The sequence below is a fragment of the Streptomyces sp. genome, from assembly GCF_050698815.1.
Classification (GTDB): Bacteria; Actinomycetota; Actinomycetes; order Streptomycetales; family Streptomycetaceae; genus Streptomyces.
In genome coordinates this window covers 18324-33416 of record NZ_JBOHCV010000046.1, presented here as the reverse complement: position 1 = coordinate 33416, position 15093 = coordinate 18324, and the positions used below count along the sequence as shown (strand labels likewise).

The window sequence follows — 15093 nt, the reverse complement described above, 5'->3', positions numbered from 1 at the left end:
GCTCGGCGCAGAGGGCATGCTGCTGGTCACCCCGGACGGCACCTGGACGGCGCGTCCGCCCGAGCCGTTCGCGGGCAACCCCACCGGTGCGGGCGACTCCGCCGTGGCGGGGCTGCTGTCCGGACTGGTGGAGGGGCTGCCCTGGCCGGACCGGCTGACGCGGGCGGTCGCGCTGTCGGCGGCGACCGTACGGGCTCCCACCGCCGGTGAGTTCGACGCGGGCGTGCACGCCGGCCTGCTCTCGCGGGTGACGGTCACGGAACACGGCGACGCCGCGTCCGGCTAGCGCTTCACCTTGCCGGCCTTGAGTGAGACCTGGTCGAGGTTGAAGTTGCACTTGTTCCCCTGCTCGCAGGAGATCTTGATGTCGTTCTCGCCCCGCTCGAGGCTGACCCAGGCGAAGGTCCGCGTCCAGCCCTTCGCCCAGTCCCCCTGCTGCGCGTTGCCGAAGTTGGACATGTTGAGCGGCTGCGAGAGGGGCTGTCCGTTGACCGAGAGAGTCGAGTCGGCGTCCTCGCCGGGCACCCCGTACCGCGCGAAGAGGGTGTACTGCCCGGCCTTCGGCACATCGTCGATCGTCCAGGTGGCGGAGGCTCCAGGGGTGCTCATGCCGCCGACGTACGTGCCGCCCTCGGACTGGGCGTTGGGTACGTCGCTCGCCGCGACGGCCCCGCCCGCCAGGCTGAGGCCGGCCGCGTCCTGCTTGCCGATGCCCTTCCCCTTGCGCGGCTTGCCGTCGTCGCCGGGCTTGTCCTGCCCGCCGCCGCCCTTGCCGTCACCGCCGACGGTGGAGCCGGACGATTCGGTGGCCTCGCCGCCGGTCTTGCCGTCGCTGTTGAAGTAGATGGCCGCGCCGATGCCTATGACGACGGCCGCGACCACCGCGATCGCGCCGACCAGCAGGCCGTTGCGGCTGCGTCCGCCGCCATAGCCCTCGCCGTGGTGCTGTGCCTGGGTCTGGCGGGCGGCCGCCCGGCCGCCCGGCATCGTCTCGGGTGCGGCGTAGTGCGTGCTGGGCTGCTGCATCTGCTGGGTGCGCCCCGCACCGTACTGGCCTCCGTACTGGCCGCCGCCGTACTGGCGCTCGCCGACCGTGTGCACCTGGCTGTACGAGCGCCGGGGCGCTCCGGGTTGTGGGGCCGTTGGTGCCGTCGAGCCGTCACCGCCCTGCTGGCGGTAGAGGTAGGCGAACGGGTCGTCGCCCGCAGGCGTCGCGCCCGTGCCGTCGTTCTCGGCGGTCATCCCCTGTCACTCCCTACTGCGTCAGGTATTCGGCCGAGCCTACCTCTCCCGGGTGAGGGTCACCCCCACGAACAGACGATCAGTCAGCGGACGCCAGGGAAACATCTGAGGTACGGATCACACCACCGGTGTCCCGCCCGCAGCCGCCCCGGCCCGTCTATCCGGCGCGGCGCTGCCCCTTGGAGCGGGACCGCTTCTCCACGTACATCCGCTGGTCGGCCGACTGCAGCACCTCTTCGGCGGTCATTCCGCACCCCGCCCAGCCGATGCCGAAGCTCGCCCCGACGCGCACCCCGCGGCCGTCCACGCGGATCGGCGGGATGATCGCGTTGCGCAACCGGACCGCGAGGTCCTGCGCCTCCGCCGGACCGAGTCCGTCCGTGAGCACCACGAACTCGTCGCCGCCCATCCGGGCCACCGTGTCGTTGTCCCGCACCCCGGCCGTCAGCCTGCGGGCGACCTCGACCAGGACCGCGTCGCCGCAGTTGTGCCCGAACCGGTCGTTGATCGACTTGAAGCCGTCCAGGTCGCAGAAGAGGACGGCGAGACCCTTTTCACCGGGCACGGTGCCCGAGGGGGCCACCGCGTGCTGGTGATGCGGGTCGTAGAGCCCCTCTCCGGCGATCACCCCCGACCCCGTGTCGTCGAAGTGGAACCCCGGCCCGAAGCCCTTGTCGACCTCGTCCAGATCCGTGAGCGCCACGCCGGAGATGACCGGCCCCGGCCGGGCGCAGAGACGCCCGCTGAGGCGGGCGCGCAGCTCGGCGCTGTTGGGCAGTCCCGTGAGCGAGTCGTGGCTGGCGCGGTGGGCGAGGTGCAGCTCGTGCCGCTTGCGCTCCTCGATGTCCTCGACGTGGGTGAGCAGGAAGCGCGGCCCGTCGGCGGTGTCGGCCACCACGGAGTTGCGCAGCGAGACCCACACGTAGGACCCGTCGCGCCGGGCCAGCCGCAGCTCGGCCCGGCCGCCCTCGGCGGACGTACGCAGCAGGGTGCCGATGTCCTCGGGGTGGACGATGTCGGAGAAGGAGTAGCGCCGCATTGCGGAGGCGGAGCGGTTCAGCAGCCGGCACAGCGCGTCGTTGATCCGGATCAGCCGCCCGTGCTGGTCGCCGCCCATCTCCGCGACGGCCATCCCGCTCGGCGCGTACTCGAACGCCTGCCGGAAGCTCTCCTCGCTCGCGCGCAGCGCCGACTGCTCCCGCTCGAGGCGGACCAGCGCGCGCTGCATGTTGGAGCGGAGGCGCGCGTTGCTGAGCGCGATGGCGGCCTGCGACGAGTACATCTGCAGGGCCTCGCGTCCCCACGCGCCGGGCCGCCGCCCGTTGCGCGGCTTGTCGACGGAGATCACGCCCACCAGTTCGTGGTCGGAGGCGTACAGCGGGGCGAGAAGGCGGTCCATCGGATGCCACTGCTCGGGGGTCTGCGGTGCGGGTCCCGTCGAGTGCCACTGGGGTACGTCGTCGTCATCGAGGACCCAGCCCTCGGTGTACGGGATGAAGCGGAGGTCTCCCCACTCCTCGCCCATGGACAGCCGGCGGTCCCAGGACGCGCGCGAGCCGGCCCGGCCCGCCATCATCGACTCGGCCAGCTGGCTGCCGGCGACCGCGGCGACGACGAGGTCGCCTTCGGGACGTACGAGATTGACCGCGGCCAGCTCGAAGCCGAGGCCTTCGACCACGCCGTCGGCGACGGTCTGCAGGGTGTCGGCAAGGCTGCGCGCGGTGTTCAGCCGCGACACGACGCGGTGCAGCTGGCGCAGACTGGCAAGTCGGACATAGGGCTCCGACTCGGTTTCCATCGCCCTCCCCCCTGAGCCTCGTCCGTCAACTCCAGGTGTTCGCGGGACGTCGTCGTCCGACTGCCACGGCCACTGAATCACAGCGAGCTGTTCACCCGGTACACAGGGTCAACAATTATTGCTCGCTGTGACTCAAGTCACAACAGTGCGCTGTCTGTTGCCTCCACTCCGTGTGAGCGTTTCACACCCGGAAGCGCTGGTCGAAGCGTTCGACGGAATGGCCGGCCGGGAGAGGTGCGGCGTTACCGGGGCGTAGGACTGCGAACGCGCTCCCCCTGTGCGCCCCACCACGCCGTCACCGCACTCCCCGCGTCCGCCCGCACCGGCCCATGCCTGCCCGTCCGCACCGGCCCATGCCCGTCCACGCCATGGGTCGCTGGTCCTGGTCCCGGGGTCCGATGTGCGCGGCGGGCCGCACCGGTTAGCGTTCTTGACGTGTCCAACGCAGTGCAGCAGAAGCCGAGCCCGCCGGTCGATCAGCCGATGCCCCATGCTGAAGGGGTGAGTGAGGACGAGTTCCGGGCCGCCATGACACGGCTGGCGGCCGGAGTGGTGCTGGTGACGGCCTACGACGCCGAGGACGGCCCGGGCGGCGCCGACGTCGGCATGACCGCCACCTCCTTCATGTCGGTCTCCCTCGACCCCCCTTTGGTCATGGTCAGCGTCCGGAACGGGTCCCGGATGGATGAGCTGCTGGAACGCCAGACCTACTGGGCCGCCTCCCTGCTCACCGAGGGCCAGCGCCAGACGGCGGGCCGCTTCGCCATGAAGGGGCGGCTCAGCGACCGGCTGCTCTTCCGTGACCTTCCGCACACCCGGGGCGAGGCCTCGGACGCGCCGCTGGTGACCGGGGCGCTGGCCACGGTCGAGTGCCGCACGGAGCAGCGCGTACAGGCGGGCGACCACACGCTGGTGATCGGGCGGGTACTGGCGGCGGGACTGCCGCACGCGGCGGACAGCAGGCCGCTCACCTACTTCCGCGGCCGCTACCACTCGCTCACGAAGGGCGGCGACTGACCGGACCGCGGTCCGGCACTCGCGCTGTCAGGTCCGGGACGCGCACCGTCGTGTCCGGGACGCGCACCGTCACGACCAGTCGCGGCCCGAGCGCCCCCGCTTCAGGTCGCCGCGCTGCTGCTTCTTGCGCAGCCGCCGCTCGTTGACGCCGCGCGGCACCTTCTTCTTGCGGCGGGGACGCGGCGGCGGCGCTGTCGCCTCCGCGAGCAGCGCCGCCATCCGTGTGGCCGCGGCCTCGCGGTTACGCCACTGGGAGCGGTGCTCACTCGCCCGTACGACCAGCACCCCGCCGTCCGCACCCACGAGCCGTCCCGCGCCCGACAGCCGCTCCAGGGCGCGCTCCTTCCAGACCTCGGGCAGCACCTGCGTGGCCGCCAGATCGAACCGCAGCTCGACCTGGGTGTCGCTGGTGTTGACGTGCTGCCCACCTGGCCCGGACGAGCGCGTGAAACGACACACCAGTTCGGCCTCCGGCAGGGAGACCGCACCACGGATGACGTAAGGAGGACCGGACATGTGTCCCATGGTCGCGCCTCCGCGCGCCCCCGTCACCGCCTTTTGGTGGCGACGGCGAAGAACGTGAAGGAACCTGGAACCCGTCCGTCCCCCGACTGCGTTGTGAGAAGTGAGGACACGGACCCTCGAACGAGCTCACCAACAGAAACAGAAGGGCATCCCCATGGCTGTAAGCCTGTCCAAGGGCGGCAACGTCTCCCTCACCAAGGAGGCGCCGGGTCTGACCGCCATCACGGTCGGCCTCGGCTGGGACGTCCGCACGACCACGGGTACGGACTTCGACCTGGACGCGAGCGCCATCGCGGTGAACCCGACCGGCAAGGTCTACTCCGACCAGCACTTCATCTTCTTCAACAACAAGGCGACCCCCGACCAGAGCATCGTGCACACCGGTGACAACGTCACCGGTGAGGGCGAAGGCGACGACGAGCAGATCAACGTCAACCTCGCCGGCCTGCCCGCCGACGTCGACAAGATCGTCTTCCCGGTCTCCATCTACGACGCCGAGAGCCGCAGCCAGAACTTCGGCCAGGTGCGCAACGCCTTCATCCGCATCGTCAACCAGGCGGGCCAGACGGAGATCGCGCGCTACGACCTGAGCGAGGACGCGGCCACCGAGACCGCCATGGTCTTCGGCGAGCTGTACCGCAGCGGCGCGGAGTGGAAGTTCCGCGCGGTGGGCCAGGGGTACGCCTCCGGCCTGGTCGGCATCGCCCAGGACTTCGGGGTCAACGTCTGACCTGACGGACTCCGGTGCACGGCCATGGTGTGGGGCCGGGTGTGCGGCAAGGGCGGCTCCCCCTCGACGGAAGGGGGCGCCGCCCTTGCCGTTGCCGTGCGGCACCCCGCCACGTGACACGATCGTGGCGTGCTCGACATCGGCTACTCGCTCTCCCGGCGCTTCCCGGACCCGCCGCAGACGGACTACCGCACGGCGGACGTACGGGCGCTGCGGCACGACCTGTTCTGCGGAGACGTCTATCTCGCCGACACCAAGGCGGACCGTGAACTGGCCACCGCCTGGGGCTGGCTGCCCGTACTCGACTTCGGCTGGGCGCTGTGCGACATCGCCGAACGCCTCGACGCCGATCCGCGCGGCAGCCGGGCGGCCGGACCGCAGCGGGCCGAGGTGGACTTCACGCAGAGCAGCGACCGGATGCGCTTCGAGCGCCGCTTCGGCTGGGTGGACGTCACCGCCGACTGGGTCACGGACGAGGGACCGCCGCTCACCTGCGGGCACGCCGAACTGCGCCGCGAGGCCCGCGACTTCCTGCACGACCTCCTCGCCGACCTCACGGACATGCACGAGGGCCTGGCGGACAACCCGGCCCTGTGGGCCCTGCAGGCCCGCTTCCCGCGCGTCTGAGGGCCGCCGCCCGCTCGCGCGTCAGGTGCCGACGCGTACACCGATCTCGGCGGCGAACACCGGGGCCAGGTCCATCAGCTGGGCCGAGCTGATCACCGCGCCCCTCAACCGCCCCACACCTGCGGCGATCTCCAGCTCAGCCGCCTCCCGCAGATCCACCTCCGCCAGCGTCGCCTGCGTGAAGTCCGCGCCGCGCACCACGGAGCCGGGAAACGCGACCCGTTCGAGCGTCGCACCGCTGAAGTCCGGCTCCACCAGCACGCAGTTCTCGAAGGTGACGTCCCGCAGCGTGGCCTGGCGCAGATTGAGGAAGTCGATCTTCCCGCCGCGCACGAGCACTCTGGACAGCCGCGCCCCGTGCACCTGTGTACCGCCCAGCCGGGCGTCGAGCAGCTCCACGTCCCGTATCTCCGCGCCCGACAGGTCCGCGCCCACCCCCGTCACGCCCTCCAGCACGCTGTCGATCAGCCGCACCCGCCCCCAGCCGGCCTCCGCGAGCGAGCAGCGGTACATCCCGCAGTCCAGGAACGTCGCCCCAGCGGCGTCCGTGCCCCCCAGGTCGACGTCCTCGAAGCCCACCCCGTCGTAGTCGCCGTCCGGTACCAACGGGCCGTCTCCCGCCCCGCCCTGTTCGTAGGGCCGCAGCTCCGGAAGCCTCACCTCCGGTCGCCGGGGCGCGCGCACGGCCCCACTCGCCTTCGTCCTCGCCATCCCCCCATCGTGCACGCCGCCACTGACAACCGGTGCCGACGCCGGCCCGCGTACGGAGCCGGGGCGAGCACGTGCGCCCTCACCCCGGTCCGTATGCGCGATTTCCACCTCGGTGCTCGGGCGTGGGCTAACCCTGCGTCCGGGCGTACTCGGTCGCCATCACGCCGGCGAAGTCGTACATGATGACCGGTTCATCCCCGACGACCCAGGCGTCGTGCCCGGGCGGGGTGACGAAGACGTCGCCGGGCCCGACCTCGAACTCCCCTCCGTCGTCCATCCTGATGTGCATCCGTCCTTGCACCATGAAGCCGTTGTGGCGGACTTCGCAGCTGTCAGTCCCGGCGAGCGGACGGATCGACTCCGCCCAGCGCCAGCCCGGCTCGAACGTGGCCACGGCGAAGTCCAGTCCGCTCAGGTGCAGGGCCTCGAGGTGACCCCGGGGAAAGTCTCGACGTTCATCCGGCTTGTCGATCGTTTTGACTTCCATCATGAGGACTTCCTCCCTTCGCCCCCCGCTGTCTCTTCCTCCATGGTGCGACCGGAAGCGGACAAGCGGAAACCCGCGGCGCGGAAACCTCGGACCGGGTCTCCGATGCGCCTCTGACCTGCTGACATCAGCCGGTGGCGAGCACCTTGAGGCGGGCGTAGGCACCGTTGAAGCGGTTGCGGTCACCGACCGTCTTCCCCTTGGACGTGTACTGCCAGAAGGTCTGGAAGTGCCATCCCGCCGGCAGCGGGCCGACGGAGGAGCCGTAGCGGGGGATCCACAGCGGGTTGGTGCTGCTGAACCTGCCGCTGTTGCCGGTGCACCGCTTCCACCAGGTGGTGGAGGTGTAGATGACGGGGTGACGGCCGGTGTTCGCGTGGTAGGTCCGGGAGAAGTCGGCGATCCAGTTCACCATGGACGCCGCGGACTTGCCGTAGCAGGCCGAGCCGTAGGGGTTGTACTCCAGGTCGAGCGCGCCGGGCAGCGTCTTCCCGTCCTTCGACCAGTCGCCGCCGTGCGCGAGGAAGTACTTGGCCTGGGCGGCGCCGCTGGAGCTGGCGGGCAGCGCGAAGTGGTACGCCCCGCGGATCATGCCGGTGCGGTAGGAGCCGTTGTACTGCTGCGCGAAGTAGGGGTTCCGGTAGCTCGTGCCCTCGGTGGCCTTGACGTACGCGAACCGCACGCCCCCTCTCCACAGCGTGGACCAGGGAACACTGCCGTTGTGGCTGGAGACGTCCACGCCCTCGACCGACGGAACGGCGAGCGTCCGCGGCGCGGAGACGACGTGGTTGCCGCCTTCGCGGGCTCCGATGGTGGAACCCATCCAGTCCTTCTCCGGGTGAGCGGGGTGGTTGTCCCCGCTCTGCGCGCCGGCGGTCGCGGGCAGAGCGACGAGCAGGGCGACGACGGAGAGGAGGACGGCGGGGAGCTTCACCGGGCCGGAGAGGGCGCGGCGCGCCGGGCCGGGCGTGTGCAAGGGCATGCGTGCCTCCGAAGGCGTCGATGAGTGCTGGACCAGCGCGGCAACAGCCACTCGAAGGTACCCGTACAAAAACATACAAAATGGACGACTCGCCGAGTCCTGGCCTACCGGCCGCGCCCGCCCCGGCACTGTTGACCAGGCGTGAGCGACGCCGACAGACTGCCGGGCATGGCGATCACCGGGCCCTCCCCCCGACACACACTCCGCGGGGTGGCGACGGCCGCGGCCGCGCGCCTCACCCGCCCCGACGGGCACGGACGGGGCGCACTCGTCGCGTTCGGCGCACTGGCCGCCGCCGACCTGGCGGCCGTCGCCCGCGACCACCCACGGGGCCTGCGCCGGGCGGCCAAGCCGCTGCTGATGCCCGCCCTCGCCTCGTACGTCCTGCGCCGCCGCCCGGACCGGCACACCCCCGCACCCGGCACCCTCGTCACCGGCCTCGCCTTCGCCGCGGCAGGAGACACCGCACTCCTCTTCGACAAGCGCGAGCCGGCCTTCCTGCTCGGCATGGCCGCCTTCCTCGGCACCCAGGTCAGCTACACCGCGGGCTACGCCCGGCTCGGCGCGCTGCGCTCCATCCGCCGCCGGCCCTGGCCGGCGCTCGGCTGCCTCGCGGGCTGGGCCGCGGTGAACGCCGCACTCGCCCCCTCCCTGGAACAGCGGCTGCGGCTGCCCGTCGCGGGCTACAGCCTCGCGCTGACCGTGATGGGCGCGGCAGCGCTCGGCGTGGGCGGCAAGGTCGGCGCGGGCGCCGCCGCCTTCCTCGGCTCGGACCTGCTCATCGGTTTGCAGGCGGCGGGCCGGAAAGTGCCGTCCCAGGAGGTGCTGATCATGGCCGGCTACCTCCTGGGCCAGTACCTCATCACCACGGGCTGGCTGGACCGCCTCGAGGACGGGCAGCGGCCCGACGTGACCTGACTCACTGCGCGAAGGGCGGGTTACGGGCCAGTATCCCGGGCAGCGACCTCGCGACCCGCACTTCTGCGCGGCCACCCGGCGTCGGCCCTTCTCGGCGGGCTCTCGTCATGCCGACAATGCGAGCAGGCAATGCGAGCAGCGTCTGAACAGTCACGCCCACGGTTCATCGGGAACCGACAGAGAGGGAGACCGATGTCAGATCCAGATCCGCAGCTGGTGGGTGTCGCCGCCGAGTCCAGCGCCGGGGAAACCCGGGTGGCGGTCACGCCCGCGAGCATCCGTCACATCCTGGGGCTCGGCTACGACGTCGTCGTGGAGTCGGGGGCCGGTGCGGCTTCGGGCTTCTCCGACGACGCCTACACCGAGGCGGGTGCGCGGATCGGCGACGCCTGGCGGGCGGACATCGTCCTGAAGATCAACGAGCCGTCGCACGAGGAGACCGGACGGCTGCGCGACGGCGCGACCCTCGTCGGGCTGATCGCCCCGGCGCTGAACCCCGCTCTGCTGGACGATCTCGCGCAGCACCCCGTCACCGTGCTGGCCATGGACGCCGTGCCGCGGATCTCGCGGGCACAGTCGCTGGACGTGCTGAGCTCGATGGCCAACATCGCGGGGTACAGGGCCGTCATCGAGGCCGCACACGCCTTCGGGCGGTTCTTCACCGGCCAGGTCACCGCCGCGGGCAAGGTGCCCCCGGCCAAGGTGCTGGTGGCCGGCGCGGGAGTGGCCGGTCTCGCGGCGATCGGAGCCGCCAGCAGCCTGGGCGCGGTCGTACGGGCGACCGATCCGCGCCCGGAGGTCGCCGACCAGGTCCGCTCGCTGGGCGGCGAGTTCCTCGCCGTCGAGGTGGAGCAGGAGGCCGGCTCGGACGGATACGCCAAGCAGACCTCGGAGGCGTACGACCTCCGCGCAGCGGAGATCTACAGCGAGCAGGCGGCCGACGTCGACATCGTCATCACCACGGCGCTGATCCCCGGCAGGCCTGCCCCGCGGCTGATCACCGCGCAGGACGTCGCGCGCATGAAGCCCGGCAGTGTCATCGTCGACATGGCCGCGGCGCAGGGCGGCAACGTCGAGGGGACGGTCGCGGGAAAGGCGATCGTCACCGACAACGGTGTGACGATCGTCGGCTACACCGACCTTCCGGGGCGGCTGCCCGCCCAGGCCTCGCAGCTGTACGGCTCCAACGTGATCAACCTGCTCAAGCTACTCACGCCGGACAAGGACGGGCGGCTGCGGCTGGACTTCGACGACATCGTGCAGCGGTCCGTCACGGTCGTACGGGACGGTGAGAAGACCTGGCCGCCACCACCGGTCCAGGTGTCCGCCGCGCCCCCTTCCGCCCCCGCGACACCCGCCGCCACGGCCGTACGGGCGGAGGCGAAGCCACGCTCTTCGGCGGCGGCCCGGTACGCCCTCATCGGCGTCGGCATGCTCGCGCTGTTCCTGCTGATCGCCTTCTCCCCCGCCCAGCTGGCGGCGAACTTCACGGTCTTCGCACTGGCCGTCGTCATCGGCTACTACGTCATCGGCAAGGTGCACCACGCCCTGCACACACCGCTGATGTCCGTCACCAACGCGATCTCGGGGATCGTCGTCATCGGGGCACTGGTGCAGATCGGCCACGGGCCGGTGGCCGTCACCGTCATGTCGTTCGTGGCGATCCTGCTGACCAGCGTCAACATCTTCGGAGGCTTCTCCGTCACCCGCCGCATGCTCGGCATGTTCTCGAAAGGCTGAAGCCCCATGGACGCCAGTACGGCCACCCAGGCCGCCGACATCGTCGCCGCGCTCCTGTTCATTCTGAGCCTGGCCGGGCTCTCCCAGCACCGCACGTCCCGCTCCGGGGTCGTCTTCGGCATCTGCGGCATGGCACTGGCGCTCGTCGCCACCATCGTCCTCGCCGCACACGACATCTCCGCCGGCGCCACCGTCCTGATCCTCGTCGCCATGGTGCTCGGCGGCGCCGCGGGCCTGTGGCGGGCCCGCCTTGTGGCGATGACCCAGATGCCCGAACTCATCGCGATCCTGCACAGCTCCGTCGGCGTGGCCGCGGTGCTCGTCGGCTGGAACAGTTACTACGAGGTCGAGGCGCTGGGAGCCGCACAGACCGAGGTGGCCGCGGACCTCCTCCGGATCCACCACGCCGAGGTGCTCATCGGGATCTTCATCGGCGCGGTCACCTTCACCGGGTCCCTCGTCGCCTTCCTGAAGCTGTCCGCGCGGATCAAGTCCCGGCCGCTGACCCTGCCGGGCAAGAACCTGCTCAACCTCGGCGCCCTGGTCGCCTTCCTGGCCCTGACGATCTGGTTCACGGTCACGCCCGGCCTCGGCCTGATGATCGCGGTCACCGTGCTGGCACTCGCGCTCGGCTGGCACCTGGTCGCCTCCATCGGCGGCGGCGACATGCCCGTCGTGGTCTCGATGCTCAACAGCTACTCGGGCTGGGCGGCAGCGGCGGCGGGATTCCTCCTCAACAACAACCTCCTCATCGTCACCGGAGCGCTGGTCGGCTCCTCCGGCGCCTACCTCTCGTACATCATGTGCAAGGGGATGAACCGGTCGTTCATCTCGGTGATCGCCGGCGGGTTCGGAATCGAGGCCCCGGCGAGCGGCGACGCCGAGCAGGGCGAGCACCACGAGACCACGGCGGAGGAGACGGCCGCCCTCCTGGACGGCGCCGACTCCGTGATCATCACCCCCGGATACGGCATGGCCGTAGCCCAGGCCCAGCACCCCGTGGCCGAGCTGACCCGCGTCCTGCGCGGGCGCGGCGTCGACGTCCGCTTCGGCGTCCACCCGGTCGCCGGCCGGCTGCCGGGACACATGAACGTGCTGCTGGCCGAGGCCAAGGTGCCCTACGACGTCGTACTCGAAATGGACGAGATCAACGACGACTTCGACCGCACCTCGGTCGTCCTGGTCATCGGCGCCAACGACACCGTCAACCCGGCGGCGATGGACGACCCCACCAGCCCGATCGCGGGCATGCCGGTGCTGCGGGTCTGGGAGGCCGAGCACGTCATCGTCTTCAAGCGCTCGATGGCCTCGGGGTACGCGGGCGTGCAGAACCCGCTCTTCTTCCGGGACAACAGCCGCATGCTCTTCGGCGACGCGAAGCAGAGCGTGGAGAACATCCTCCGCGACCTGGGCTCCCACACCTCCGACGCCCCACCGCCACCCGCCGGCACCGCCACGTCCCCCCAGCCCACCACCGCCGCCGCCCCGGCCGACTGACACCGGGTCAGCGCCGCTGCAAGGACCCGGGGCCTTTCCGCGACATGAGGTTTGGGAATCACCGCACCTGTAAGGGCGGTTGGGGCGCTGGCGTGTGCGTTCGGGGCATGGCGGGTGCTGTTCAGGCGCGTTGTGGCACAGCTGTGGCACATCTCAGCCGTGCGTATCGATTCCGCGCGGGCGGCCGAGCAATCAGCGCCCGCGGTGCCTTATCTTCAACCGGCCGTACTCCATGGCCCCGGAGATCCGGATGTGCGGACCACCCGTGCTGCCGCGCCGCCGGGCCTTGTAGACCGGCTGCTTCCACTCCGCGCTCAGTCCCTCGTAATCCACCGTCGCATCGCGCGGCAAGACGATCCGGGCCCAGCCATACGGAAGCCGCAGTTCGATATCGATCACCGGGTATTCGATGATCGCCTGGGACAAGTCCAGCTCTACCTTGCCGTACTCGGACTTGATCTTGAATGTGCGGGGCACCCGCCACCCACCGCGCCGCTGAATCCGTCCACCGAGGGCCTCAATTGCGACGGTCGGGCCCGTGTCCTTATCGGGCAGCGACTCCAGGACCGGCACCAAATCGCCGTGGGTCTTGGCGGTAAGCGCCACTTGGAGGCGCTCGTCCATCTCTTCCCGGTTGATGTACCCCTCGGCGAATGCCTCCTGAAGACGCTCGATGGCTGTGTCGCGATGGTCATCGGAGATCCGCGGCGACATGTCTTGGGGCATGGACGTCATCCCATTCTCATAGCAGCGACAGCAGCAGCGGTACGGCACTGACCTGTGACGATAGTCGTACGCAGCTGATGGCGTCTGCCGTCGTGCGTAGCCGTTGATGTCAGCAGCGGGTGGCAGATGGAACCTGCTGGTCAGCTACAGGTTTTCGACCAGCTACGTCACATGGCGGTGTACGGGCCGGCAGCACGTGCACTGGTCGTCAACGCCATCGACGCTCTCCGGTAGGCACCCGCCACGCCAGTTCTCAGCGTGGGTGCCAATACCCAGGACTCCCCCAGGCCGCTATCAGGTCGCGCCGCCGGACGTCGCGTCCGGATTCCGCCAGCAGACCACGGGCCGGCCGCAGACGCTGGAACCCATGACGGCATACACACCACTCCCCATCCTTCCGGCTGCCCTCAAAGAACTCCGCGATACCGACGATGCCGCGCAACCCTTCTGGCCGTACATCGCCCGTGAGGACGGCGCTCCCCTCAACTGCGTGGGCAGTCCGCTGCGTTGCTGCCTGCGGGCGATCGAGCCCGGTGAGCAGGTCGGGCTCGTCTCGTATGCGCCGCTGCGGCGCTGGGCGGCGGTGACCGGGGCCAATCCCGGAGCGTACGACGAGTCGGGACCGGTGTTCATCCACGCCGGGGAATGCGAGGGACCGCGCGACACCCGCGGCTATCCGTTCGCCCGACCTGGGGCGCTGCGCACCATCCGTCGGTACGACGCTGAGGGCCGTATCGTCGGAGGTCGCCTGCTCGAGATCCCCGACGACGCCGAAGCCGGGTTCGACCAGGCGTTCAGGGAAGCATTCAGCAAGCCAGAGGTGGCCCTGGTGCACGTGCGGGCCGTCGAGTACGGCTGCTTCCAGTTCGAGGTACGCCAACCGTAGATCCTGCGCCCTCAAGGTGCCCAGGCCGCACCGGTCGATCGGGTCCCGGCGGCAGCGGCAGCGGCGAGTATGGGAACCTCTCACTGAACCGCACCCTCCAGAGTTCTTACTGGCTTCCGGCGCACCACACGAGGCCTGCCGCCTCGCCCCAGCGGAAAACCACGGGCGCACGCCTACGCCATGGGAAATCATGAAGCATGCGACCGGATGACTGGCACCTCACCGAAGATGTCGACGACTTCCTCGCCCGAGCCGGAGACTTTCTGCGCTCACGGCCCGCCCTGCACAACACGCCGCTGACGGTGATCGAGAAACTGCGAACGAACGGGACGGCCGCGCACGACGCCCAAGCCCCCGTATTCGGCCGACTGGAGCGAGGGGGCGAGGTCTGCGCCACCTTCTACCGCCTCCCTTCCCGCGGCCTGACCGTCACCCCCCTCACCCCCGAGGATGCCGACACCCTCGCCGCCCACCTGGCCGCCCTCGGGCACTCCCTTCCCTACGTCAGCGCGGACCACAGCACCGCCACCGCCTTCGCCGAGGCATGGCAGCAGCACACAGGCGCAACGCCGACACTCAGCAAGCGGATCCGCCTGTACCGGCTCGGCACACTCACCCCGCCGGAGTCGCTTCCCGAAGGCCGGGGCCGAGTTGTGGGCGAGCAAGATCTCGAGCAACTCGTTTGCTGGTGCGGCGAGTTCGTCGACACCGTTGGAGAAACCCCCGCCGTGGACGCCGGCTCCTGGGCCGGCTCACGCTTCGCCGACAGACACTTCACGTTCTGGGAGACCCCGGACGGCATTCCCGTCTCCATGGCGGCCGTGACCTCGATGGTCGCCGGCATGGTCCGGGTGGACCCCGTCTACACCCCGGCTCACCTCCGGGGTCGTGGCTACGCGGGCGCCGTGACGGTCGAGGTGAGCAGGGCCGCACTGGCCGCAGGCGCGACGGACGTTGTGCTGTACGCGGACACTGCCAACCCCACCAGTAACGCCCTCTACCAACGCATCGGATACGTCCCGGTTACCGAGTGGGCCGCGTACGACTTCCCATGTGCCGCGCCGAAGGTCGGTGGGCTCACCTCGGTTGGTGGTGCATCCACTCGACCGCATCCTCCAACTACGGCGCGTCGGAGTCGTAGGCCAGCGTGAACCAGGCAGCAACGTGCCCCTCACCCAGATCCCGGCGGGGGAGGGGTGCCGCGCCC

The 15093-nt window shown here is 70.4% G+C and carries 16 protein-coding genes; 9 read left to right on the top strand and 7 right to left on the bottom strand.

The window, feature by feature from the left end:
- Window positions 1-286: PfkB family carbohydrate kinase (locus tag ACRDP3_RS02020; RefSeq protein ID WP_431515047.1), on the top strand; the 286-nt coding region annotated here is incomplete at its 5' end.
- Here the strand turns inward: ACRDP3_RS02020 and ACRDP3_RS02015 are convergent.
- Window positions 283-1242 (bottom strand): hypothetical protein, encoded by a 960-nt coding sequence (locus ACRDP3_RS02015; RefSeq protein ID WP_431515046.1) that lies wholly within the window; start codon window positions 1240-1242, stop codon window positions 283-285. The genes ACRDP3_RS02020 and ACRDP3_RS02015 overlap by 4 nt on opposite strands.
- A 157-nt stretch (window positions 1243-1399) precedes the next feature.
- On the bottom strand, window positions 1400-3040 hold the full coding sequence (cdgB, locus tag ACRDP3_RS02010) for a diguanylate cyclase CdgB (RefSeq protein WP_431515045.1): 1641 nt from the start codon (window positions 3038-3040) through the stop codon (window positions 1400-1402).
- Between the two features lie 483 nt (window positions 3041-3523).
- On the opposite strand from cdgB, the gene ACRDP3_RS02005 reads away from it, so the two are divergent.
- The gene (locus tag ACRDP3_RS02005; RefSeq protein WP_431515048.1) at window positions 3524-4057 is read left to right on the top strand and encodes a flavin reductase family protein; all 534 of its coding nucleotides are present in this window, start codon (window positions 3524-3526) and stop codon (window positions 4055-4057) included.
- A gap of 69 nt (window positions 4058-4126) precedes the next feature.
- Here the strand turns inward: ACRDP3_RS02005 and arfB are convergent, their stop codons facing one another.
- On the bottom strand, window positions 4127-4582 hold the full coding sequence (gene arfB, locus ACRDP3_RS02000; RefSeq protein ID WP_431515044.1) for an alternative ribosome rescue aminoacyl-tRNA hydrolase ArfB: 456 nt from the start codon (window positions 4580-4582) through the stop codon (window positions 4127-4129).
- A 154-nt stretch (window positions 4583-4736) separates the two neighbouring features.
- On the opposite strand from arfB, the gene ACRDP3_RS01995 reads away from it, so the two are divergent.
- Together ACRDP3_RS01995 and ACRDP3_RS01990 are read left to right on the top strand one after the other, a co-directional pair.
- Complete coding sequence (locus ACRDP3_RS01995) at window positions 4737-5312, top strand: TerD family protein (RefSeq protein WP_431515043.1); 576 nt, start codon at window positions 4737-4739, stop codon at window positions 5310-5312.
- Window positions 5313-5441: 129 nt separating this feature from the next.
- Window positions 5442-5939 (top strand): hypothetical protein, encoded by a 498-nt coding sequence (locus ACRDP3_RS01990; RefSeq protein WP_431515042.1) that lies wholly within the window; start codon window positions 5442-5444, stop codon window positions 5937-5939.
- A gap of 21 nt (window positions 5940-5960) precedes the next feature.
- On the opposite strand, the gene ACRDP3_RS01985 is transcribed toward ACRDP3_RS01990, so the two are convergent.
- The 3 genes from ACRDP3_RS01985 to ACRDP3_RS01975 form a co-directional block, all read right to left on the bottom strand.
- Window positions 5961-6650, bottom strand: coding sequence for a pentapeptide repeat-containing protein (locus tag ACRDP3_RS01985; protein WP_431515041.1), 690 nt, complete (start codon window positions 6648-6650; stop codon window positions 5961-5963).
- 127 nt (window positions 6651-6777) lie between these two features.
- Window positions 6778-7140 carry a cupin domain-containing protein gene (locus tag ACRDP3_RS01980; protein WP_431515040.1) on the bottom strand — a complete coding sequence of 121 codons (363 nt, stop codon included), beginning with the start codon at window positions 7138-7140 and terminating at the stop codon, window positions 6778-6780.
- 124 nt (window positions 7141-7264) lie between these two features.
- Window positions 7265-8119: a lysozyme gene (locus ACRDP3_RS01975; protein ID WP_431515039.1), complete on the bottom strand. Its 855-nt coding sequence runs from the start codon at window positions 8117-8119 to the stop codon at window positions 7265-7267.
- 210 nt (window positions 8120-8329) lie between these two features.
- Between ACRDP3_RS01975 and ACRDP3_RS01970 the strand changes: the two genes are divergently transcribed.
- From ACRDP3_RS01970 to pntB, 3 genes are all read left to right on the top strand, one after another.
- Complete coding sequence (locus ACRDP3_RS01970) at window positions 8330-9037, top strand: lysoplasmalogenase (RefSeq protein ID WP_431515038.1); 708 nt, start codon at window positions 8330-8332, stop codon at window positions 9035-9037.
- A gap of 192 nt (window positions 9038-9229) precedes the next feature.
- Window positions 9230-10777 carry a Re/Si-specific NAD(P)(+) transhydrogenase subunit alpha gene (locus ACRDP3_RS01965; RefSeq protein WP_431515037.1) on the top strand — a complete coding sequence of 516 codons (1548 nt, stop codon included), beginning with the start codon at window positions 9230-9232 and terminating at the stop codon, window positions 10775-10777.
- Window positions 10778-10783: 6 nt separating this feature from the next.
- On the top strand, window positions 10784-12274 hold the full coding sequence (pntB, locus tag ACRDP3_RS01960; RefSeq protein WP_431515036.1) for a Re/Si-specific NAD(P)(+) transhydrogenase subunit beta: 1491 nt from the start codon (window positions 10784-10786) through the stop codon (window positions 12272-12274).
- Window positions 12275-12466: 192 nt separating this feature from the next.
- Here pntB and ACRDP3_RS01955 read toward each other — a convergent pair whose 3' ends face one another.
- Window positions 12467-13009, bottom strand: a complete 543-nt coding sequence (locus ACRDP3_RS01955) for a DUF1707 SHOCT-like domain-containing protein (protein ID WP_431515035.1) — start codon at window positions 13007-13009, stop codon at window positions 12467-12469.
- 358 nt (window positions 13010-13367) lie between these two features.
- Between ACRDP3_RS01955 and ACRDP3_RS01950 the strand changes: the two genes are divergently transcribed.
- Both ACRDP3_RS01950 and ACRDP3_RS01945 read left to right on the top strand, forming a co-directional pair.
- The gene (locus ACRDP3_RS01950) at window positions 13368-13886 is read left to right on the top strand and encodes a DUF1203 domain-containing protein (RefSeq protein WP_431515034.1); all 519 of its coding nucleotides are present in this window, start codon (window positions 13368-13370) and stop codon (window positions 13884-13886) included.
- Window positions 13887-14083: 197 nt separating this feature from the next.
- Window positions 14084-15037, top strand: coding sequence for a GNAT family N-acetyltransferase (locus ACRDP3_RS01945; RefSeq protein ID WP_431515033.1), 954 nt, complete (start codon window positions 14084-14086; stop codon window positions 15035-15037).
- Window positions 15038-15093: the final 56 nt, after the last annotated feature.